This window comes from Pedobacter glucosidilyticus DSM 23534, assembly GCF_000425145.1.
Lineage (GTDB): Bacteria > Bacteroidota > Bacteroidia > Sphingobacteriales > Sphingobacteriaceae > Pseudopedobacter > Pseudopedobacter glucosidilyticus.
Window position 1 is genome coordinate 1 of record NZ_AULF01000012.1, and the last position, 25144, is coordinate 25144.

At 30.8% G+C, this 25144-nt stretch carries 12 protein-coding genes; 2 read left to right on the forward strand and 10 right to left on the reverse strand.

The genetic code is table 11. The features are described from left to right. From H510_RS0104650 to H510_RS0104695, 9 genes are all read right to left on the reverse strand, one after another. A partial coding sequence (locus tag H510_RS0104650; protein ID WP_036691947.1) for an alpha-L-fucosidase occupies window positions 1-747 on the reverse strand: 747 nt, incomplete at its 3' end. A gap of 124 nt (window positions 748-871) precedes the next feature. Further along, complete coding sequence (locus tag H510_RS0104655; protein ID WP_051291049.1) at window positions 872-1525, reverse strand: SGNH/GDSL hydrolase family protein; 654 nt, start codon at window positions 1523-1525, stop codon at window positions 872-874. 34 nt (window positions 1526-1559) lie between these two features. Continuing rightward, window positions 1560-2798 (reverse strand): glycoside hydrolase family protein, encoded by a 1239-nt coding sequence (locus H510_RS18265; protein WP_036691949.1) that lies wholly within the window; start codon window positions 2796-2798, stop codon window positions 1560-1562. Between the two features lie 240 nt (window positions 2799-3038). Next, entirely contained in the window at window positions 3039-3965 is a 927-nt protein-coding gene (locus tag H510_RS0104665; protein WP_245584790.1) for a DUF5017 domain-containing protein, read from the reverse strand. A gap of 18 nt (window positions 3966-3983) precedes the next feature. After that, window positions 3984-5555, reverse strand: coding sequence for a RagB/SusD family nutrient uptake outer membrane protein (locus tag H510_RS0104670; RefSeq protein ID WP_026903246.1), 1572 nt, complete (start codon window positions 5553-5555; stop codon window positions 3984-3986). A 70-nt stretch (window positions 5556-5625) separates the two neighbouring features. Beyond that, on the reverse strand, window positions 5626-8760 hold the full coding sequence (locus H510_RS0104675) for a SusC/RagA family TonB-linked outer membrane protein (protein WP_051291050.1): 3135 nt from the start codon (window positions 8758-8760) through the stop codon (window positions 5626-5628). Between the two features lie 340 nt (window positions 8761-9100). Next, a complete protein-coding gene (locus H510_RS0104680; RefSeq protein ID WP_081659190.1) occupies window positions 9101-11785 on the reverse strand; it encodes a DUF4955 domain-containing protein in 2685 nt (894 codons plus the stop codon). An 820-nt stretch (window positions 11786-12605) separates the two neighbouring features. Beyond that, complete coding sequence (locus H510_RS0104690; RefSeq protein WP_036691953.1) at window positions 12606-16628, reverse strand: hybrid sensor histidine kinase/response regulator transcription factor; 4023 nt, start codon at window positions 16626-16628, stop codon at window positions 12606-12608. 107 nt (window positions 16629-16735) lie between these two features. Continuing rightward, window positions 16736-18802 carry an alpha-galactosidase gene (locus H510_RS0104695; RefSeq protein ID WP_026903251.1) on the reverse strand — a complete coding sequence of 689 codons (2067 nt, stop codon included), beginning with the start codon at window positions 18800-18802 and terminating at the stop codon, window positions 16736-16738. A 423-nt stretch (window positions 18803-19225) separates the two neighbouring features. Between H510_RS0104695 and H510_RS0104700 the strand changes: the two genes are divergently transcribed. Together H510_RS0104700 and H510_RS0104705 are read left to right on the forward strand one after the other, a co-directional pair. Continuing rightward, window positions 19226-21919, forward strand: coding sequence for a glycoside hydrolase family 2 (locus H510_RS0104700; RefSeq protein WP_051291051.1), 2694 nt, complete (start codon window positions 19226-19228; stop codon window positions 21917-21919). A gap of 548 nt (window positions 21920-22467) precedes the next feature. Then, entirely contained in the window at window positions 22468-24561 is a 2094-nt protein-coding gene (locus H510_RS0104705) for a polysaccharide lyase family 8 super-sandwich domain-containing protein (protein WP_162143055.1), read from the forward strand. A gap of 144 nt (window positions 24562-24705) precedes the next feature. Here the strand turns inward: H510_RS0104705 and H510_RS0104710 are convergent, their stop codons facing one another. After that, window positions 24706-25047, reverse strand: coding sequence for a hypothetical protein (locus tag H510_RS0104710; RefSeq protein ID WP_026903254.1), 342 nt, complete (start codon window positions 25045-25047; stop codon window positions 24706-24708). Window positions 25048-25144: the final 97 nt, after the last annotated feature.

The window sequence follows — 25144 nt, forward strand, 5'->3', positions numbered from 1 at the left end:
TAATTTTAGAGCAGCTTCATCAGTCATATTTGTTGGCGTATCCCACCATAAAACGGCTATATCGCCATAATTCGTCATCAATTCTTTTACCTGTGGAACTGCAACTTCATCAATATATTGTGCAAATGTTCTGGTTTCTTGAGCCGGGTCCCAATGCCCTTTATGTTCCTTCGTATAATCATCAATCTTTGTACTATCAGGATTAGGCCAACCTTCTGCCATTAATTTCCTAGCTGCAGAACCTCCTGGGTTTACCCAATCTTGGGCTTGGGAATAGTAAAAGCCTAATTTTACATTATATTTTTTACAGGCCTCTACCAAAGGTTTTAACAGATCTTTTTTGTAGGGCGTTGCATCCATAATATCCCAATCACTAGCTTTTGAGTCAAATAAAGCAAAGCCATCATGGTGTTTAGCTGTAATGATTAGATATTTCATCCCGGCATCTCTGGCCATTTTTACCCATTCATCAGCATTAAATTTTACCGGATTAAATTGTTTGGCAACTTCTTTATATTCTGAAACCGGTACTTTCATTCTATTCATAATCCACTCGGCCCCACCTCTAGCCTGTTGATGCCCTTTATACTCTCCGGCCATTTGCGCATAAACCCCAAAGTGGATGAACATACCGAAACGAGCCTCACGCCACCATTTCATTTTTTCATCTTGCGATATGGGTTGTGCTAAAACAGAAGTACTTGCATAACAAAAAACTAAAAAGACTAATAATTTTTTCAGGTTCATGGTGATGGTGATATTTATAAAAGTAATTAACCGAATTAAAAATATACGTAATGTAAATAACAATTCATTTGTTATTGTTTCTAAGTAGTATTACATCGTCATTTACTTAGAATAACACAACTAATTATAACTCATTTATTATGGATTTTAATTTTGATATAATAGGTTGTGCGAGTAATTCAGAACCTTTCTCCGTGTAATGAACATTATTAGGATATGAGTTTAGTGGATGAACCCTTAAAGACGTTTCATATAGGTCAAGTATATCTATTTCATTCCTATTCATAACTTCTTTAGCTATATTATTGTATAAAAGTGGTGATTCTACCATTCTTCCGGCCGCATTCTCAGGAACAGTTGTTGTTGTTATGAAAACTATATGAGCCGTTGTTTCCTTTAATTTATTTACAATGATTTGTAAGTTTTTTCTATAATCCTCTAAAGAAACTGCGATTTTACCATTTTTCAAATCATATCTATTCAAAGTATCCTTATAAACCATATCATGCAGTCCGAAGTTAAACATTACTACATCCCATTCCCTTTCTCCAAGCCATTTTTCAATATTTTGTACCCCTTTAAAAGTAGATCCTCCATTACCAGGATTATGCTCTATATTTATACCTATAAATTTCTTTTGAATAAAAGGCGTATAGCCAATCGAAATGGAATCTCCGATTATCAAAATATTTTTACGCGTTTGAAAAGTCGCTGATATAAAGGTGAAGCACATTAATAATATTACTAAACTTGAATATTTTTTTATTTTTTTGTCCATGTTTTTTATTTAAATCAAATTATAAGATTTGATATTATATTTTATTTAAGTTTTTATATCGAATTAGAGCTTCTAAATAATAATAATCAGCATATACAAGAGGTACATCAACCTCCTTGTTATGGGGAAAACTGCCAGTACTATGTTTTAATAAAAACCCACCATTAGTGCCTGGACGAGCTAAATACCGTGATGTACTTAAAGATTTTAGAATTTTTTCAGCTGCTTCTAAATAAATAACTTTCTTCTTAAGAGGAACATAGTTACAAAGTTCTAATAAAGCAGAACTAACAATTGCAGCTGCGGAGGCATCTCTTGGAATTTCTTTATAAACACTAGTATTATATTTAAATTTTGGATCGTAACCTTCTTCACCAACATTAAAGTCCCAATAAGGAATATAATCTTTTGGTAAATTTTTATGTTTTAAAAAAAAATCTGATAAACCTATAGCAGCATCTAAAAACTTTCGATCTTTTGTTTCTCTATAAATCATAGTATAACCGTAAATACCCCATGCTTGACCTCTAGCCCAAGTAGAATTGTCTGCGTATCCTTGGCAAGTTTCACGATGTAAGACTTTACCTGAAATTGTATCATAATTAATAACATGATAAGAGCTAAAATCTGGTCTTATATGATTTTTTAAAGCTGTTTCAGCATGTTTAATAGCTATATCTTTATAGCTATTATCTCCTGTTTCCTTTGATGCAAAAAACAACAATTCTAAATTCATTAGATTATCAATAATTACGGGATAATCCCATAAGGTTTTACCATCCCAAGACATTCTTGAATTCCACGATTCTATACTTCCTACCCGAGTATTAAATCTACTTTTGAGAGATTTAGCTGATTGTATTAAAACATCTTTATAATTTGGACTTAATGTTCTTTTGTAAGCTTTACCATAACTGCAATACATCATAAATCCTAAATCATGGTGACTCGTATTAAATTGGTTCTTATTTAAAGATTCCGTCCATTTAACAGCTTGATCCTTCCAATATGTATCTTTTGTTAATTCATACATGTACCACAAGTTACCAGCCCAAAAACCTCCTGTCCAATCATTAATATTTACATATTTTAAGGATCCATTTTTATCTTGTGTCCTAGGATATTTTGTTAAATCTTGAGAAACCTTTAAAACATTTTTATACTGGATATTTGCTACAGTCAGCATCCTATTTATATCAATATTTTTTAAGCCTTGTGTAAAGCTGAACTTGTTTAATGAAAGAAAGAAAAAAAGAAAGAAAATTTTTTTCATAAATTAATTAAAGTTTAATATTGTGAATATTATTATTTCATTTTACTTATATATTATAAACTATCTCTCTTATACTATTAAAAGAGATAGCTTATTCATATATTATAAATGATGTTTTAGAAATCAAAAAAATGTAGTATAAAGCTCTTCAATTAGGCCTAATAATTAGCATTGAAGGTTTTATGATAAAAAATAATACATATTTGAATAAAAAAATCATCTATTAACTAATCTGGGTTACTAGGGTGCAATGTTAACTTCTAACTCTTTAATAACTCTACTTTCTCCGTAAACATTAATATTAAAAGCTTCAAAAGTAACTTTGTAATTACCCGGCTGGTTATAAATGAAAGTATATTCATCTAAACGTGTACTAATATTTTTAAGTGGTGTACCTATATCTGATTTTACACTAATAAGATTAACAGCATTAGAAACTGCCCAAACTTGGTTACTCAATGCGGTTGAGCCCCCACCCACTATTTGCAACACTCCGGAATTAAATGTAAAATTGGATGGTGAAGTGCCGAATTTAACTGTGTTCCAACTCATACCACTAATACTAATTACAGGTATAATTTGGTTATCTGTATTAGTTGTAAGTTTAATATCGAATCTATTGATCCTCCAAGTCCTTTGCGTACTTCCTGTATTACCTGTAAACTTAAAGGCAAAATAAATAGGCTTAGTTTTATCAATAGTTAATCCCAAAGATCCTAAAGTTAATAAATTAACAACGCCAGAATTAGTATAAACATCTCCGCTAACAGATGTAGATAGTGTAAAAGCTGAAGTAATATCCACCCAATCAGTAGTCTCATTAATACTTGCCTCCAAATACTGTCCATTAAACTTTTGAGAAGCAAAAAGCTTTAATGATTGAGGCTGCTGAGCATCAGTACCTAGCCTTCTGTTAGTTGCAAAATCTAAGGTTATATTATCACTTTCGGCAATAGTTCTATTTCTATAAATAAACCTACTCCCTTCTAAACCAGAATAAAATAATAACTGGTCTGGATTACCGGATAATATAAACTTTACGGTATCTCCAACTTTATAGTTTGTTCTCTCTGTTTGAACAGAGAAATCTAACTTTACTACCTCTTTTTTATTACATGCTAAAAAAAGCAGTAATAATGGTATTATAAATATATTTTTCATCATCATTAATTAATTAAATAGGTTTTACCATCCGGGATTTTGAGTGATTAATCTATTCAAAGATGTCTCTCTAATGGGTATAGGAAATAAATTATCTCTTACAGTGACACTTCTTCCAGCAAGAGAAGCGTACCTGAAATTGGTTGGTGCGGTTGTTTGTATACTATTTCCTAGTTGATTCATAGTAGAAGTAAAAATACCCCATCTAATTAAGTCAAACTTTCTATTTGCTTCAAAAGCAAGCTCTAGGAAACGTTCATTCTGAATTAATTTTCGGAGTTCTTCTTTACTGGTAGCTAAGGCGCTAACATTAGAAGCATTTGCTCTATCTCTAACTTGCTTTAAAGCATTTATAGCAATAGTTGTTGGTCCATTAACTTCATTTTCCGATTCAGCAAGCATTAATAATACATCAGCATAACGTAATAGAGGAGCATTGATTGGCGTATAATTTTTATTTTTAGGTTTTACTTGTTCAAAAAGTCGTCTATACTTACCACAATTTCTTTCGTAGATTTGTGTATTTGTTAAAAAAGTAGAATCTCTAACTCGTTGAAAACCATCAACAGTGATATGGTTATAACGGTAGGTAGCTATATTCCAGTCTCTTCTAACATCATTAGCTTCATAACTATTATATAATTTTGCTGTAGTATTAATATATCCATAGCTAAATCCTACTGATTCATCATTACAAGCTAAACCAATGGTATTACCTACCCTTCCACCTTCCAAATCTCCAAATCTATTTCCATAAGTTTCAGCCTCCCAAATAGACTCTTTGATGTCATATTTATCAGCCGCTAGGTTAATAAAAATTTGCTTATAATCTGGGTTTAAACTATGCTCAGTAGGGCCATTTTCTGGAAAAACAATTTTTTTAGCCCATTTTAAAGCTTCTGCATATTTACTAACATCATTTAATGGTGCTCCAGCCATTTTTAAATATACCTTAGCTAGTACACCTCTTACCGCAGATTTTGATACTCTACCACCAAAACCAATTTGAGTTGCCGTTTTTACCATTCCTTCCGCTTCTTCCATTTCCCTAGTAATAAAATTATACACTTCTCTTTGCGGTGTTCTTGCTATATCAACACTATTAACTGATGGTGTAGCTGTCGTCTTGAGTGGTACATCACCAAAATAGATAACCAAGTTGAAATAGTAAAAAGCTCTTAAAAATTTAGCCTCACCTTTTATAGCTTCTTTTTCCGCTTCTGGCATATCAACTTTGTCAATATTATTTAAAAGAATGTTAGCTCTTTCAATTCCAATATACATTTGTTGCCAAAATTCTGTTACCTCTGTACTTGTTGCATCGTAATTGTAAACACTTACACCAGAAACATTTCCGCTTCTAGCATAAAACCCTTCATCTGAGGTATTAAGACTTTCTAAAACCTCACCAGTAAAAGTTTGCTCTCTTCCTAAAACATCATAAACTGCAACCAGAGCTGCATTAGCATCATTTGCATTATTATAATAATTCTCTTTTACTATAAAAGTGGGGTCCTTTTTTAAATAATCTGTACACCCAGACAGCAACCCAATAATAAAAATAACAAGGGATAAAAATCTATAAAAATTATTCATTTCGCTATTTAAAAAGGGGATTCTGAAGCCATTTCTTAATTTTTCATTTTTATTGATCATAACCATATAATTATAAAGAAACATTAAAACCTAATACAAAAGTTCTTGGACGAGGATAAGCAGAAAAATCATATCCCGGAGTTAATGGTGTATATAACACGGCAACCTCTGGGTCATAACCACTATATTTAGTAAATGTGAGTAAGTTTTGTGCTGAAGTATAAATACGAGCTGATTTAATTTTCAACTTCTTGGTAACAACATCCGGTAAAGTATACCCTAAAGCTACAGTTTTCAACCTTAAAAACGAGCCGTCTTCTACTACTCTACTAGAATAAGCAGCCGGTCCTTGTCCTCTTAATCTTGGAATATCTGTATTGGTATTATCAGGAGTCCACCTGTTGGCAAATGTTGCAAATTGATTAACTCCTGATCTTTCACCAGATTCCATAAATATTCTATTAGCATTTATGATATCATTACCGTAAGACCATTGTAAGAACAAATTTAAATCAAACTTTTTATATCTAAAGTTATTCGCAAGCCCACCAATATGGAGTGGGTATCCCCGTCCTATTACAGTTCTATCTAAATCGTTTACAACACCATCCCTGTTTAAATCCTTATATTTAATATCACCTGGCCTAATATTAGCTCTTGCATTTCCGTTAGTTGAAACTTCATCTTTAAGAGATATAGCTCCATTTGAAGACACATTAAAATCCTCCATTTGATATAAGCCATCCCAAATAAAGCCATACATCTGCCCTAAAGGCTGGTTAATCTTGGTAAGATATAAAGGTAAATTTCTGTAGGCAACATCTACCTGTATATTATTCGTAATACTTTCTTGATTCTCGGTTAGTTGTAATACCTTGTTTCTATTAAATGATATGTTAAAAGAACTTGTCCATCCGAAATTTTTATGATTAATATTAATACTGTTAAAGCTAAATTCTAATCCTTCATTAGAAGTCTTTCCAATATTTTTAAAGCTATTAGTATAACCCGTTGATAATGGTAATGATGCGTTTAACAATAAATCACTAGTAACTTTTTTGTAATAATCTATTATTAAAGTAAGTCTTTGATTAAATACTCCTAAATCTAAACCCAGATTACTTTGTGCCGTAGATTCCCACCTCAAATCAGGATTAGCAATAGTGCTAGGATAAGCACCCTGAGCAAGAACATTATTAAAAGAATAATAAGCTCCTGAAAGATCAAAATTCAACCCACTGTAAGATGCATAATCTGTTACTCTATTGTTTCCAGTTACACCATAGCCTATACGTATTTTAGCATCAGAAAGTAAATTTTGCTCCTTCATAAAAGCTTCGTTAATTATTCTCCATGCAAACGCTCCTGATGGAAAATACCCCCACTGGCTGCCTTCTCTAAATTTTGAAGAACCATCTGCCCTAAAAGATGCTGTCAATAAATATTTACTTTTATAATTATAATTAAATCTGGATAAATAAGATATCATAGACCATTCACTTTTCACAGCTGTAACTGGTAATGGATTACCTTGTCCTAATCCTTCAAGACCTAATATTTCATTTGGTAGTAAATTAGCAGAAAGACCATTGCTTTTGAAAGTATTTTGCTGAAAAGTAACACCACCAACTATATTTATGACATGGTCTTTATTAATTTTCTTATTGTAGGTTAAAAGATTCTCATTTAATAAAGATTGAGTTCTGTTAAAGGATATAGATCCATTAACTTTATTTAAACTAAATGGACTCCCCCCCCTTGTTAAAGAATTATTAAAAGCGCTACGTTCTGAGTTATTTTGATTAATACCTCCTGAAGCTCTAAATTTTAAGTTTTTATTTAAAGCGTATTCTAAAAAGCCATTAATAACCAACCTATTATCTAGTAATTCTCTCAGCTCATTTTTGGTAGATAATACAGGGTTAATTCTATAATCTGTAATAGGGTCAATATTAGGGTCTACCAGCTCATCCTCTAAAGATACACCACTTGGTGAAATAGGGAAATAACCCCATACACTGTAAAATAACCCACTCATTGCCGAATTACTAGCACCACCACTACCAAGGTTTACAGGGTTATTACCAGAAGTTCTAGAAGAAGAATAAAGAGCATTACCTCCAATATTTAGTTTATTGTTTATGGTTTGATCTATATTAAATCTACCTTGCTTTCTATCAAATGAAGAGTTAACAATAATTCCGTCTTGTTTGAAAAGATTTCCCGAAAGCGTATACTTAGTTGTTTTGGTACCACTAGACACAAGTATAGAATGATCCTGCATGGGTGCTGTACGTAAAAGTAGATCTTCCCAGTTTGTACCTGGTATATTCCTATAATCCTCTAATGTTTTACCATCATTAAAATAACTTGTCAATATTCTAACAGGATCTCTTTCTGCTTCCATCCTCACAAATTCATAAGGACTTAAAACATCTATAGATTTAATAACTTCTTGTGCTCCATAATATCCTGTATAACTTATGGTTGGAGCGCCAATTTTAGCTCTTTTAGTAGTAATTAAAATTACGCCATTTGCACCACGAGCTCCATAAATTGCTGTTGCAGAAGCATCTTTTAACACCTCCATAGATTCTATTTCCGCAGGGTTTAAAATTCCTGCGTTAGCATCTTCTGTAGGGAAACCATCAATAACATATAAAGGCGAGTTATCTTGAGTAAGAGAACTAGCTCCTCTAATAATAATATTAAAACCTGCTCCTGGTTGGCCGCTTTCAGAAGACACTTGTACACCAGCTACCCTACCAGCTAAAGCTTCTATAGCAGAACCTACCGGAGCTTTCTGCAGATCAGTTATATTAACAGAAGACACAGAACCCGTTAAGTCTCTACGCTGCACTTGCCCATAACCTATAACAACCACCTCTTCTAAGGTTCCAGTACTTTGCTTTAGCTTTACATTCAGTACTGTTTGGCTGCCCAAAGCTATTTCCTCAGTAGTGAACCCTAAATATTTAAATTGTAGGACAATATCACTTTTTTGTGGCACTTTAATGCTGTAATTACCTGAAACATCCGTAACCGCACCATTACTTGTACCCTTAATGGTTATGTTAACACCGGGAAGTGGTGAGTTACTACCCTCTTCAATTACTTTTCCTGTTACTTGCTTACTTTGTTGAGCTTGCAAACTTTTAAATGTAATTAGGGGTATTAACAAGTAAAAAATTCTTTTCTTAATCATAGTTTTATTATTGGTTTTATTGGTTTGTCAAATTAAATGACTAAAACCTGTAATTAGGGGGATTTTATGATACAATTATGGATGAATTTTAGAGCAAAACTTGTAAAAACGGATTATTTTATAAAAGCTCATATCTTGAAACAATAAAAAGAAAACGCTCTAATCGTTAACCATAATAAACATTAATTATGAGTACTCTCAACAACTAGGTCTATACAATAAGGAGTAGAGGAAAAACTATTATCTCAACTGAGCGTATTTGTGTAATAATTAAAATTAGCCCTAATAATAGTTTTTCCTCTTATTTAATTTTACTCGTTTTTATAATTATTTAGTCAGTTTACTTAATAAATTTAATTTGTTCTACAATACCTGAATTTTGTAAAACAGCTATATAAACACCTTTTGTTATGAAGGCATCTCTAACTTGTATTTCATTAAGCCCTTGGTTTATTTTAAGTGCTGAACTATAAACTTTTTTACCGGCAGCATCATAAATAAAGAAATTAGCAACTCCAGTTTTTCTAGATATATATTTACCACATATATTACCATCTGAATCAATAAATACACTAAAAGATGTTTTTGGCAAATCAGCTTTCGTTAATGATGTGATTTTTGATAATGCTACTGATGAAGAACCGGTATTTAAATAGCTAACAGCAGGGTAGTAAAGTGTTATTTTACCTGTTGAATTACTTGATCCATTATTAGATAAAAATAAGAATGAGTTAAGAGTCTCACTATTTGCCAAAGCAATAGAAGTACCCGAACTTAAGCCAGTACTGCCATTTACTTCAATAGAACGAGGATAATCTCCTCCAATTTTCAATCCGTTTACCCATACATGATAGGAATTATTAGGCAATGTATAAGTAGTTTGTGACTCTTTGTAAGTTTGTAACGAACCAGAATTATTGCAATAAAGCTCTATATAATATTTACCACCCTTTGAAAAGGTTGTATTATTAATTAATGAGTAGGTAGTGGTTGAAGTTGCATCGCTACCTAATCTGTAAGAAAAATCAATTGTACTTGACGTGGCTGAAGTATTAGGAGTGAAACGTAATGCTGTAAAAACCTCATCACTGGCTCTATAAACAGATCCGGCGTATGACGGAACGAATAATTTCCCTTTATTATTACCTACAGCAAAAATATAATTCCCCACGTCAGCTTGGCCTGCTGAACTAAAATCTATATTAAATGAAAACTTTGCAACTGAAGATGCAACACTAATATTATTAACAGAGTAACGAGATAAAGTACCTGCTGTAGAAGTATTTAAAGATAAATTGTGATTTCCATCTAAAGTAAATACAGCATTTCCTGAGCTTCTTATATAAACACCTGTATTAGCTCCATTAGGAACAGGTAAAAATCCATTATTAGTACTATTAGACAAAGAAGATACTCCTGTAGTTCCAACAGTATTTACAAAAGTACCTGTTTGGTTGCCGAAAGTGTAGCTCCAATTTGAACTATTAAGCCAAGGAGCTAGTGATTTTCGCTCATTTAATTGGACTTCATATAATGATTTAGGATAAACAAAAGCTCCTATACTTTCAGATCCAACCCTTATATGACTAGAATTAAAAGTACTACCACCTATAAAGCCTGCTATTATTGGATTTGGTATACGCCAATCCCAATTAGTATTTTTCCAAAATTCTAAATTTGTATATGGTGTATTAGTTTGCTTATAATTCCAGAAGATAAGATTGCTAAGATGGTGAGGAAAGTCTTTTGATGCACCTCCTGCTCTATCAAAATGTATACCCCCCTCAACATTGTCTAGCAAGGTATTTCTTGGTTGAGAAGAATGAGATTCAAAACACGTTGATGGGGGATATGTAACGTTGTGCAATACTGTATTCATAGAAGTTCTAGCAACACCTACAGAATGCTCTTGTGAAGCTCTATCATGTACATTACTAAACAGAACATTTGTTGCACCATTATTAAAAATAGCTTCATGCCCTGGATTACCAGTTACTTCACAATTTAATACACTTATATTAGAACCAGAACTTATCTGCGCAGCAATATTAACGTCTGTAAACCTGCAATTGCGTATCCAGCTATTGAATGTATTATTCATTAGAAGTATGCTCCAGCCAGAATCATCAACCCAAGATCTGTGATGATAAAAAGTGTCTTTCCAATTTCCCACAAAAGCGATATTCTCAAACCCTATTTCTTGTATTACGGCTGTTTTGAAAACAGTCCAATTATGCGTAGGATTAATAGGATAACTTATAGGTTCATTGAGGGTTAAAGTATTACCGTTTATACTTTTTATACTATGATATATTTTTAATTGCACACCCTGAGTAGTAATCAGCCAATCAGAAGATAATGGATGTGTACCTACTTCATATTGCAACAATGATGGGTCTGTACTATTCATAGTCAACAATATCCAATCTCCAACTTGCAAAGTACCTTTATTTGCTAAAGTAATATTAAAATCTCCGATGTTTGCAGCGGTATTAATTGTGCTAATATTTGTATTCCATGTTAGAGAATTAGTGGAAGGTCTCACTTCAAATAATCTTTTGGTAGACCACATCTTACTCGGGTCCGTTGGTTGCATTGTTCTTCTCATAAAAAGTTCTGTTCCTCCAGGTCCAGATCCACTTCCTCTAAATACAATATTACTCCCATTAATTGTTATACTTTGCGTATCAGAATCTCCAGTTTCATTTACTAAAAACCTCCCTGGAGGGAAAAAAATGATTCCCGAACCATTTGCTTTTGCAGCTGCAATAGCTGCTTCTATTGCAGCTCTATCTGATAAAGCATCATTTGCCACGGCACCAAATGTTGTTACATTGTAAATATTATGTGTAACTGTAGGAATAGAATCATCACCATGATGATAGCCTACATAAGAAAAATCAGGAAGTATTGAACTCGACTTATTATACCGATAAGCACTATATAAACGAGAGTTTTTTATTGTTTGAGCATGAACTATAATATTGAATAACATACTCATGATAAGAATTAGATTTTTTTTCATGATTGGTTTGTAAAGGTTAAAACAATGGCTACAGATTAAAGGATTGCTGTATTTTTATAATACTTTTAAAAGTTACCGGGACAGTAAATTCAAATCCTGTTTTTCTACCCAGCATATAGCGTATTCTTTGAATAGCTAAAACTGTCATACACAAAAGTGATTTAATTTTCATATTATTTAGTTTTATTGGTTTATGATAATATATCATACATTGAGGAATGTTGATATATCATGTATTTTAAGTTTAATAAACTAATTTATATACTTAGCTCCTATTGATGGGGTAAATTAGAACACTAATAAGGGGTAAAATCTGTACAATTATTAGTAATAAAAAGTTATATTAAATCAATATTCTTTGGATACTTACTACTATTAATAGCAAACATTAAATTTCCAAACACGATTTTTTGTTATGGATAATTATCTTAAATGTTATTAAACTTAGCTGATATATCTAGAAAAGTTGCGGATTGTTTTAGTAATCCTTTAAGATGCCAGTACTTATACTTGAAGATATAATCTTAACTTAACATTTAATTGAAATAGGCATTTCTTTAGATGATATAAATTGTTCTATCCTTAATCGAATTGTATATCTGTAATATTATTAAATTTAAAATCGTTTTACTGTTATTCTTCAAAAGAAAATACTTCTTAAATCAGCTCAAGTATTAATGTATCTTCTCTATTTAATCTTATGTTTTTTCATTAAATTAAAACAACAAATAAATAAGAAATATTGTAGAATTGCTTTTTTAGAATCGCTATTAAGTAAAAATAAGTTGATGCATTACCTAAAATTAAACACTAATAACCATCAACTTTTTAAGCTATTTTGATATTCTCTTGGCGATTTACCAAACTGTTTTTTAAAAGATTTAGTAAAGTATTTAGGATCATTAAAACCTACTGCAAAAGCAACTTCAGAAACATTAAATCCTCCATTCTCTAATAATAAAACTGCTTTTTTTAATCTTATAGATTTAATAAAGTCTGCCGCTGTCATATTAGTTAAAGCAGATAGCTTTTTATATAATACCCGTCTACTCATCCCTACTTTATCAATAAGCTGCTCTACATCAAACTCAGAGTCATCTATATGGTCCTCTACAATTAGCATTAAGCGCTTTAAAAACTTTTCATCTGCATGATTTATAATGACTTTAGTTGGTTCAAAAGTCATTTCTTTACTAAAACGTTCTCGCATTGCCTTTCGAGTTGCTAAAAGATTTTTAATATTTAATCTTAATATTTGTAAACTAAAAGGCTTTGTTAAATAAACATCAGCTCCATTTTCTAAACCAGAGAGTTGCTGAATGAAGGTTGTCCTCGCTGTTAGTAGTATAATTGGAATATGACTAGTTGTTTCATTAGATTTTAAAATTTTACAAAGTTCCAATCCATCTTTCTCGGGCATTTTAACGTCGCTAATAATTAAATCAGGTAAACTTTCAAATGCTTTCTCTATACCTATTGCTCCATTTTCTGCTGTCTCGATGTTATAGCTTTTATTTAAAGAACTTCTAATATATTCTCTTATCTCATCATTATCCTCAATAACTAATATCTGAACATTTCCAAATTCAGTATCAAAATCTATCACATCTTCATTGATGAGATCAACATCGTTTATCAGCTTGTAATTTTCAAGAGAAACACTTTGTTTGAAACTATTTTTATCAAAATGCTTAACTCCTTTTAATAATTCGACCTGAAATATCGTATAGCCATTTTTACCATCTTGTGCCAATTTACTTTTGAAGTTAATGGTGCCTTTATGCAACTCCAAAATACTTTTAGAGAGCGCCAAACCAATACCACTACCTGGAGCTTCTAATTGTTTTAATTTAGATTGAAAAAATTTACGAAAAAGATTTTTATGATCATCTTCGGCAATACCACAGCCATTATCAGCTATTTCTATAATACAAACATTTGTAGAATCTTTTATAGAAATAACTATTTCTCCACCATCTGATGTAAACTTAAAAGCATTGGATAAAAGATTAAAAAAAACTTTTTCTAATTGACTTTTATCAAAATAAATGTTTAATGAATTTACATCGTGATAAAAACTGTATGTTATTTTCTTGTTTCTGGCTAAAATACTGAAGGAATTGTAGATATCATTTAAAAAATCGACTAGGTTATGCTCTTGTACCTCTAAATCTACCTTGCCAGCTTCAATTTTTCTAAAATCCATTAATTCGGTAACTAACCTTAACAGTCTATCTGTATTGTTTTTCACTTGCATTAAATACTCCATCTGCCCTATATTCTCATTAGAACTCGAAATAAGTTCTTCTATTGGAGCTTTAATTAATGTTAAAGGCGTTCTTATTTCATGAGAAATATTGGTAAAAAAATCTAGTTTTAACTTATGCATTTCTTCCTCACGCTTAAGCCTAATTCTTATATTTAAATATCGGATTAATAAAATCAATATAATAAGAATTACCACAAAATATAAGAAATAGGCCCAAACAGATTTCCAAGGAGGATTTAAAATCTGAATACTTAGCTCTTTAATATTTGTAGTCCATACTCCATTATTGTTACTTGCTTTAACTAGAAATTTATATTTGCCCGGAGGTAAATTGTTATAAGTTGCATAAGCAGCAGTACTATAATGCCACCGCCTATCATAACCCTCTAATTTATAAGCATATTTATTTTTATCAGCCTGGATATAATTAAGTGTTGCAAATTCGAGAGAAAAACTATTTTGATTATACTTAAAAATCAGATTATCAGTGAAAATGATACTTTTTTTAAGTAAATTATCTAAACCATTTACTTTTACTGATTTATCAAATAATTTTAAATCTGAAAGTAACACAGGGGGAACAAAAGTATTAACTTTTATATCATCAGGATTAAAACTTACAATGCCTTTATAACCTCCAAATAGAAGTGTACCATCTTTTAATTTAAGGCAAGAGCCCTTATTAAACTCATTACTTGGCAATCCATCCTTTTGATCATAATTATGAAATTCTTTTTTATCAACATCAAATCTTACTAATCCGTTATTAGTACTTAACCAAAGCATACCTTTATTATCTTCAAGAATACCAACTACATTATTATTAGAAAGTTTCTGATTTATATTATAGGTTTTAAAAGCCAAGGTAGCAGGATTAAAAAGCGTTATTCCACCGTAATAATTAGCTATCCAGATACGTTTTTTAGAATCTTCATACATGTAATTAATTTGGTTACTATTTAATCCTGCTTTTAAAGCATAAGGTAATAACTTGAAAAATTTAGAGTTTTCTTTTAGAATATGTATTCCAAGTAGATTACATACATATAAATTTTTTTGAGAATCTTCAAAGATGTTCATAACATAGCTACCCGGCACACGATATTCTTTAGCTATAATTTTACTTCTTTTAAATTTACCTGTTTTGGGATTAAATAAGCTTAAGCCATATCCTGTACCAATCCAAAATCTATTTTTACTATCTTGTAAAATAGTATAAATATTATCTGCATCTATGGTGGTGCTATCTTTAGGATTAGTTTTATAACTTACAAAATGACCACTCTTTTGGTTAAATAAGTTTAATCCACCTTTATGAGTTGCTATCCACAATCTACCCTCATTATCTTTAATAATACATTTAATAGAATTTGAAGATATAGAATTAAAATCATATATATTGTTTTGGTACGTTTTTAATTTTTTAAAATCTTTACTAAAATAATTCAATCCAGAACTTTCTGTTCCAACCCATAATTTTTTATGATTGTCCTCATATAGAGCACTTATAACATTTACATTAAGATTTTTATAATGATTCTCAATAGCATAAACTTTAAAAGAGAAAGGAGTTTTATGTACAATATTTATTCCCCCATAATATGTTCCTATCCAAATTGAACCATTTTGATCTTCGAATAAATCGTATACTGAATTTTGACTTAAACTTTTGATATCGGATGGTGTATTTCTATAGGTAATAATTTTATAAGAATGTGGATTAATAACCGATAGTCCATCCTGAGTTCCTATCCATAAATAACCTGTTTTAGAACTAATTATTTTAAAAATATCATTACTAGGAATTGAATTAACATCCTTTACTTGCTGACTGAAACGTCTGATAAAGCGGCCTGTTTTTATATTTAAGATACTTACTCCTTTACCTTTCGTACCAATCCACAGATTTTGATAAATATCCTGTGCTAAAGAAGTAACATCTGTTTCGATACTTGTAAGTTGATTCTGATAGTATGGATAATAAGCGACTTTACTATTTTTTATGCAAAATAGCCCCTTATTAGTACCAATCCATATCCTCCTTTGATTATCTTCAAATAAAACATTTATAATTAGTCTTTGATGGTCAGAAGTTAAAGGAAATAATGTAAATTTTGAATTTGATGAGTCTTCTGAAAATATTAAACCGTTTTGAGTGCCAAGCCAAATTCTCCCTGTTTGGTCTTGCAAAAAACATTTTAATATACTGGAGTTATAAAATCTAGTAAAAGTATCTAACTCCTCATTATAAACATCTAATCCGGAGAATGAAATAGCCCAGATTTTTTTTTGTTTTCCTCGATAAACTTTTATCTTATTATCGGGAGAAATCCTTTTACTATCATCATGATGGTAATAAATTTTAAATTTTTTTCCATCATATTTATTAAGCCCGTACCTACAACCAAACCACATAAAGCCTGTTCCATCTTGGGTTATTGATAGAACGGAACTTTGGGAAAGACCGTCTTCAACACTTAAATGCTGAAATTTAATTTGAGCCTTAATTGAATTAGAAAAATTCAATACAAAAACAAAAAATAATGCAAGAATTATCCCTTTGTTAAATGTCATAAAATATTAGAGCTTCATTAATTGGTTAATAAACTTAATTAATATACGGATAATTGTATATTACTTTCTCAGTTTTTTAACTTATAAGTTTATTCTTTCTAAAAGATCTATTGGTTTAATTTTTCATATTTATAAATACAAAAACTATTTTTTGGTTTAAGTTTCAATTTAATTTCAGATAAACTATTAACTTTTGCATTAAAAGATTGTTGGCCATTCATTACAGGTATTAATTTAATTCTTTCGTTTGGCTTCAAGAAGGTTTTAATAATTATCTTTTTTGAAGATTTAGGTGTATTAAAAAAAATAAAATATCCTCTGCTATCTTTGATAGATTGAAATCCTGTCAAAGAAAAACCGTCAGGCATCTTACCTATTGGAAGAATTACACCCTCATGCATATCATGCTGCAATCCTCTATAAATTTTTATAATATCAGCTATCTTAAATCCTTCATCTGGTAAATTACTTATTTCCATCCACGCTAAAGGTTGTGCCATAAAAGTAGTTGCAACTATATATTCCATCGGTATTTTTGAGGGAGCTAGCATATCTTCATTAGAGTATTTACTTATATTTCGCCAAGGATTAAGCCACTCTATCTGTAATTTTTCTGACGGCAAATATCTTGATAGCATCCATAAATTTCTAAGTGTCGTATGTGGGTAATAATTTGACCAGTCTGTATACCTGTTTTCTAAGAATATATTTCCATATTCATTAAAGAAATGAAACCCGGATCTCCTTCCTGCGGTAACATCTAAATTAAAGATTGCATTTCCATCTGTCTTCTCCATTACTCGTTCAAAAAATTTTCTCAAGTTCTCTTCTGCTTCTTTACTTTTCAATTCTACTCCATCAATCTTAAAAGCTGAAATTTGAAATTGATGATAATAACCTATTAATATATCCGCGTCTCGCTCCCAAGTTTTATAATCATTACCACTACTTGGATTAAACCATAAACCCAACTTGATGTTTAGTGATTTTGCTTTATCAGCAATCGGTTTTAGCCCCCTAGGAAAACGTTGAGAATGTGCTTGCCAATCCTCTTCTGTCCAACTATCCCAGTTTTTGCCTCCCTTCTGTGCTGAATTAGAAGATAAACCCTGTTGCCAGCCATCATCTAATTGAAAATGTGTAATCCCTAATTTTGCAGCAGCTTCAAGTTCTTTTAAAATGAAAGCTTCATTCATACGGCTGTCTTTATTTCTATCTCCCCATGTATTACTCATAATCATCTCATCACGATCAGTTCTTAAAGAACGTATTGCTTTTTGATAAGTTCTTAATGCTATTAACTGCGAAGTTTCATCTGCTGAAGAAACACCAATAACATAACCATATGATCTTTGCCATTCTTGATTATTCATAAAAGATTTTTCAATACCTGTACCTAGAACCTCTACCCTATTAAGACTTAAAGAAAAATCAACACCAGGATAAGCTTGTTGAGAAGAACTTATAGGACTTTCTTTGAGAATAAATATTCCTGCATTATTAATACTATTTCGGAGTAGTAATATATTGGCTTTTATCTCTATAGGCTTTGAATACGGTAAGTAATCATCTTCAAATACTAAAGTATTATTGTGATCTGTTACATCCCTGAACGAAACAGCTTTAGCCTCCCAATGCTTCCCTATTAAAGGTACACAGCCCAATCTCTGATAAAGCATTTTATTATTTAGTGACGACAAGTCTTCGATTATTTCAGTCCCTACTTGTTTTTTAGTAATATTTATCCAACTCTCTTGTGGAGATCCTTTTACATAATAATAAGTCCTTAAAGATGGGCTATTAGGAAAAATCTCTATAATTCGACGTATATTAATGCTATTAAGCTTAAAATTAACAATTACTTCCAGAAATTTCTGCTCGCCATTAAAACGCTTTTTTACTGAGCTTGTTAAAGTAGCACTTTCTGATAAAAAAGGCTTTGAAAATAATTTTAAATCTTCAATTGTTTCATTAGCTTGGATAATAGAAGAACCTTTCTCTTGATATCCCTTAAATTCAATATTTCCATTGTTCCAATTATAAAAGAAACTTACCAGATTGTTACTTATTATTAAGTTATCGCCTACTAGCTCTGCCTTACAATCTATGGATTGGGAAAATAATGGCCTAAATAAAATATTTAAAAATAAGAAAACGACAGTTGTTTTTTTCATAATTGGAATTGGTATTAAAAAAATCTATGTGTTAAAAACCTCTTTTATAATCTATCTATATAATGTCTATTCTAGTATTTCTACAAAAATCTTAAATAGATTTTTGTAGAAATTATAATCTATCATTTGTAATTTACATTTTAAAATATAGCGACCCTTTAATAGGATTATTAAATTTTAAAATTATTACATACCATTATTTTCAATCATTCAATTGATTTTATTTTAGTATTGTGATAAAAAAATCTAGTTTAAACAAAAATCAAAAAAAAACATCTACTATTCTTCTACAGGTTGGTGTTTTACGGATTATTCCACCTTTTAGGATCATTTATTCTACCTATGCTCATTAAGTATATAAGATTTTTGTACTACTATTAGTAACGTTACAATTAAAACTTATAATTAAATAATATATTAACAATGACATTAAAAGCAAGATTACTTACTTTAATCTTATTCTATTCCCTATCTTCTTATAGCCAAACTCGTATTATAAGATCTATTAATAGCAATTGGCTTTTTTATAAAGGTGATTTAAATAGTTTTCCATCAAAGACACAAAATATAAATTGGACAAAAATATCTTTACCACATAGTTGGAATGATAAAGATGTATTCGATGATGAGCCAGGTTATTATCGTGGTATCAGTTGGTATAACAAAACATTATATATTCCCAAAGAATGGAGTTCCAAAGCCATTTACCTTCATTTTGAAGGTGCCGCACAAGTAGCAGAAATTTATATAGACGGTAAATTTGTAGGAAAACATATAGGAAGCTATACCGCTTTTAGTTTTTCAATAAATAAATATCTAGATTTTAATAAGGAAGGGAATAATAATTACGAGCTTACTGTTAAATTAGATAATAGTCATAACGAGGATATTGCTCCATTATCTGCGGATTTTACATTTTTTGGAGGTATTTATCGTGATGTTTATCTTAAAGTTATTGATGAAATTCATTTTGACATGGACAATTATGCTTCCAATGGGCTATTCATTACTACTCCTAGCGTTAATAACACCACGGCAAACATTAATGTAAAAGGTACATTAACCAATCATTCTGAAAAATCTGAAGAATTAATAATAACTCATACCTTAAAAAATCATTTAAATGAAATTGTTTTAAAGAAAAGCCTAAAAATACAGTCTCAGAAAAATAAAAATGTAGATTTTAATATCCTACTTGAAAGCATCAAATATCCTCAATTATGGTCTCCCAAACGACCTTATCTTTATACACTTGTTTCAAGTATTAGCGAGAAAGCTACAGGAAAAATTCTAGATGAATTAAGTCATCCGATTGGTTTTAGATGGTTTAGCTTCGACGCTAATAAAGGCTTTTTCTTAAACGGAGAGCCCTTAAAACTTATTGGAGCGAGCAGACATCAAGATTATATGAATAAAGCAAATGCTTTATCTGATGCATTACACGTAAAAGATGTAGAATTACTTAAAGAAATGGGTGGTAATTTTTTAAGAGTTGCACATTACCCGCAAGACCCCGCTGTATTAGAGGCATGTGACAGGCTAGGAATATTAACTTCTGTAGAAACGCCCATAGTAAATAGAATTACAGAGTCTGAGGCTTTTTCTGAAAACGCTAAGAAAATGCATCTAGAAATGATAAGGCAGAACTATAACCATCCAAGCATTATTATTTGGGCTTACATGAATGAAATTATGTTGAGGCCCAGATATGAAAAAGGCTCTGGACAGCAAAACAATTATTTTAATAAGATAACTAAACTTGCAGAAGAGCTGGAAGATATTACACATAAAGAAGATAATCTCAGATACACACTTATTCCAAATCATGAGAATTTCGATTTATATAATAAATATAAGCTAACAGAAATACCACAACTTGTTGGTTGGAATTTATACCAAGGTTGGTATAGTGGAAATTTTAAAGGTTTTGATAAGTTTCTAGATCAGCATCATGAAAAACTACCGCATAAACCTTTGTTGGTAACAGAGTATGGTGCTGATTCTGACACTAGAATACACAGCAATATGCCAGAAAGATTTGATAAATCTATAGAATATTCCACCATGTATCATGATTCTTATTTACAGGCAATAAATTCAAGACCTTATATAGCAGCCGCTCTAATTTGGAATTTAACAGAATTTAATTCCGAAGAAAGAGCCGACGCTGCACCTCACATGAATACTAAAGGTTTATTAACCTACGATAGGAAACCAAAAGATACTTATCTATTTTATCAGGCAAATCTTCTAAAAACCCCTTTCTTACAAATTGGATCTAAAGAATGGAATTTACGCTCTGGCTTTGTTGATTCCTCAGAAAAGTTCATATCAACACAGGATGTACAAGTTTTTTCTAACGCTCCGTTAGTTACTTTAATTGTAAATAATATTATATCGATAGAACAAAGCCCTGTAAATGGAATTGCAACATTTAAAGTCCCTTTTATTAATGGGAAAAACATTTTAATTGCAAAAGCTACAATTCAGAATCGAAATTTAGAAGATTTGCAGATTATTGATTTTAAATTACTAAATCAAAATTTAAAAAATTCTAACTACCCTTTCAGTGGATTGAATGTTAATATTGGAGATAAAAGATTTTTTTGTGATTATGAAAATAAAGAAATCTGGATTCCAGAACAATCGTATAAACCTGGAAGCTGGGGTTATATTGGAGGTGAAATTTTTAGAATTCCTAATGCTATTAGACAGTCTTATGGATCAGACAGAAATATACTAGGCACTAATTTAGATCCAATTTATCAAACTCAACGTCTAGGTATTAGCGAATTTAAATTTGATGTTCCTAATGGCCAATATGAAATTACTTTACATTTTGCAGAATTGCTATCAAGCGTTAAAAAAGAAGAGTTAGCCTACAACCTTACTAATCAAAGCTCATTTCAAAAATTTGAAGATCGCGTATTCGATGTACTTATCAATGATATAAAGGTGTTATCCAATTTCAACACACAAGAAGATATAATTCCCGAAACCGCTGTTAAGGAGAAGTTTCTTATAAATACTCAACACGAAAAAGGTATCACTATTAGTTTTCATGAAAAAAAGAATAGAAGTATTATAAATGCAATTCAAATTCAAAGAATTTTTTAGAAAACAACACTTATAGACTATCTCTTAACCTTAGTACAGTACCCTTATATTTCAATTTTTATTTGATATAACACCCTTAATAAATCTATTTAACAAATACAAACTATCATTTTGCAGTAAATAGTTACAGAGAATCGTCCTAAACTAGACTTTGCAGTTTGTATGACCTCAGAGAAATAGGATTTAATTTGATTAAAAAGACATATAAATAATAACAATTCATTATTAGAGAATAGAAGCTTATATAAAATAATTTATGCTATCATTTTATACTTAAAGTATCATTAAATAAACAATGGTAAATATAGGCAAGATTAGTTTCTAAAGTAGAATGACCGAATCCTACATAGGCGCAGATTCTAAAATTGAAGCAAGGCTACTGTTAAAAAGTAAACAAATATTAAAAAAAGCGAAACAATTTATTTAAAAAAATTTAGGCATGTTCAAATATTAATTAGCTAATGTATCCATTTATGAAATATTACTTCTGCGTATTCTTATGTTTTAAGCTTACAATGGTAAACTCACAACAGCACCTATTCAAAAATTTGGAAAATAATATTAAGAGTTATTATTTAAAAGCAGATAGCCGCTCTAAGGAAATTAATGATATTATAAAAAATCATAACAAAGACTTAAAAATCATAAACCAAGTTTCTAATAAAGAATATTTGAAAAACAAAAGTGATTCTTCCTTGGTCGTAACATATTTAAGATTACTAAATAATAATGGAAGTTGGAGCGATATTAATTATAAAGATGATAAGAGATCTGGCTGGTCACCTAAACAACATGTTGATAGAATTCTTGCATTAACCATGATCTATTGTAATCCAAAATCCGAAAATTATCAAAATCCAGAAATAAAAATAGCTATACATAAGTCAATGGACTTTTGGTTTAAAGCAAAACTTGTTTGTTCAAATTGGTGGTACAATGAAATAGGAATACCTAAAATCTTAGGATTAGCATTTATTTTCTTGAAGCATGAACTTTCTCCGGATGAGATGCGAGAAGCGATTATCGTCCTTAATAAATCTAGTTTCAGACAAACTGGTCAAAATAAGGTGTGGCAAGCTGGAAATATTTTATTTAAAGCTATTTTATTAGAAGATGAGAAATTAGCAAAAAGAGCTAGAGATACTATTTTTTCCGAGTTAAGAATTACGAGCAAAGAAGGTGTCCAAACCGATTTTAGTTTTCATCAACATGGTCCTCAACAGCAATTCGGTAATTATGGGCTTAGCTTTGTTACCTCAATCAGTTTTTGGGCTCGAATACTATCTGGAACATCCTTAAAACTTGAAAAAGATAATATATTTATTATGAGAAATTTCATCTTAGAGGGCTTAGGCTGGGTGAGTTGGAAAGGAGCCTTTGATGTTAATTCGCTTGGCAGACAATTTTTCAAAGACATTCAAACATCCAAATCACTAGAATTAGCCTATGCAGCTATTGATATGATTTATGTGGATAAAAATTTTAGAAATATCTATAAATCCCTTATTATTAATAATTATTCACCTTTACACATATCCCATTTTTCTGGAACTAAACACTTTTGGCGTTCAGATATGACTGTTCATCATACATCAAAATGGTTTTCCTCAGTCAAATTATCATCTAATAGAATAAAAGCCACAGAAGCTTTAAATGGTGAAAATTTAAAAGGTTATTATTTAGGGGGAGGGACAACATTTATCTATGTTGACGGTACAGAATATGATAATATATATCCTGTTTGGGATTGGAAAAAATTACCCGGAGTAACTAATTTTCAAAAATTAGGACCATTACCGATATTAACAATTGATGGATATCGTAACAAAGGAGATTTCTCAGGTGGGATTACAAACGGCAAAAACGGAATTACTGCCTTTAAATTAAATAGAGACTCACTTAAAGCTAATAAAGCATGGTTTTATTTAAATAATAAAATAATCTGTCTCGGATCAGATATTACAACAAATCTTCCTGATGCAGTATCAACTACTATAAATCAAACCTTTACCAAAGGAGACATTCAAATATTTGATAATCAAATTAAAACTATGTCCAAAGGAGAATTAACCTCATCTACTCTTAACTGGATTTATCATAATAAAGTTGGATATTATCCAATATTATCATCAAAATATAAAATAATTAATCAATCACAAAGTGGCAGTTGGAGAGATATTGCGCTGATTTATGAAAAAGAGAATAATATTAAAAAAGATATTTTTACAATAGAAATCGAACATGGAAAACAAGTTAAAGATGCCAAATATGCATACGTAATATTACCAGGTATTTCAATTTCTGAGATGTTAAATTATACGCCTGATTTTGAGGTTCTGTCCAATACAAAGGAAGCACAGGTTATCATAAATAAAAATAATACGCTCTGTATGGTAGTTGCCTACCAGCCAATTGAGATAAAAATTGTCGGTCTTAATAAAATTAACTTTAAGCAAGCAGGTTTATATATGCTAGAAAAAAAAGGCAATAATTGGATTCTCAATATGGTAGATCCCACCCAAAAATTAGATGTTTTTAACTTTACTATTGAAAATGAAATCTTTTCTGTAAATATGCCTAAGGGCCTGAATGCTGGAAAAACTACTAGTTTTAATATAAAAAGTACTCTATTAGAAAAATAGTACTTTAAAAGTATCATGTGATAAAAAGAGCATAATTTCAAACTCAAGTGACTTAGCCGATTTCGCACTGATTGGACTAAAACAAAACAGTCTCTTGCAAAAATGGCAGGCAACGTTGGGTTATAATTAGTTTGACACCTTAAGTTAAGAACCTGACGAAGTCAATATCAGTGGTGGTGTTGACATCGTAAAGTTAAATACATTATTGCTTGCTTCTACAGAGTCCAGTCCCATGAAGAACAAACGAGTTTCAAAAGCCGCATCGGCACCAGATGAAAGAGAAGTTTCCTTCCATTTTGCAAAAGCTATTTCGTTAACATTAGCCCATAAAAGGCTTTCATCTAAATCTGGGTAAATATTTTTGAGATTTTGAAATACGATGTCTCCATCAAAAACAGATGTGCCCGGAGAAACCATTGAAGCAGAGAGTGTACTCTTACCTGCGCCATTAGGCCCTGCGAAAACATATAATTGAGGCTGTATCATCCAATAACCTTTACGGTTATCGTAGTTCCTGTTAAAGCGTCTATGCGCACCAATACCTTATGATCGGGATATTCATGGATGAATAGATCTTTGCTTA

Bases quoted from the DNA above. Each gene is read 5' to 3' on its own strand.
- H510_RS0104655 (WP_051291049.1), bottom strand. From the start codon at position 1,525: ATGGACAAAAAAATAAAAAAATATTCAAGTTTAGTAATATTATTAATG.
- H510_RS18265 (WP_036691949.1), bottom strand. From the start codon at position 2,798: ATGAAAAAAATTTTCTTTCTTTTTTTCTTTCTTTCATTAAACAAGTTC.
- H510_RS0104665 (WP_245584790.1), bottom strand. From the start codon at position 3,965: ATGATGATGAAAAATATATTTATAATACCATTATTACTGCTTTTTTTA.
- H510_RS0104670 (WP_026903246.1), bottom strand. From the start codon at position 5,555: ATGAATAATTTTTATAGATTTTTATCCCTTGTTATTTTTATTATTGGG.
- H510_RS0104675 (WP_051291050.1), bottom strand. From the start codon at position 8,760: ATGATTAAGAAAAGAATTTTTTACTTGTTAATACCCCTAATTACATTT.
- H510_RS0104680 (WP_081659190.1), bottom strand. From the start codon at position 11,785: ATGAAAAAAAATCTAATTCTTATCATGAGTATGTTATTCAATATTATA.
- H510_RS0104690 (WP_036691953.1), bottom strand. From the start codon at position 16,628: ATGACATTTAACAAAGGGATAATTCTTGCATTATTTTTTGTTTTTGTA.
- H510_RS0104695 (WP_026903251.1), bottom strand. From the start codon at position 18,802: ATGAAAAAAACAACTGTCGTTTTCTTATTTTTAAATATTTTATTTAGG.
- H510_RS0104700 (WP_051291051.1), top strand. From the start codon at position 19,226: ATGACATTAAAAGCAAGATTACTTACTTTAATCTTATTCTATTCCCTA.
- H510_RS0104710 (WP_026903254.1), bottom strand. From the start codon at position 25,047: ATGATACAGCCTCAATTATATGTTTTCGCAGGGCCTAATGGCGCAGGT.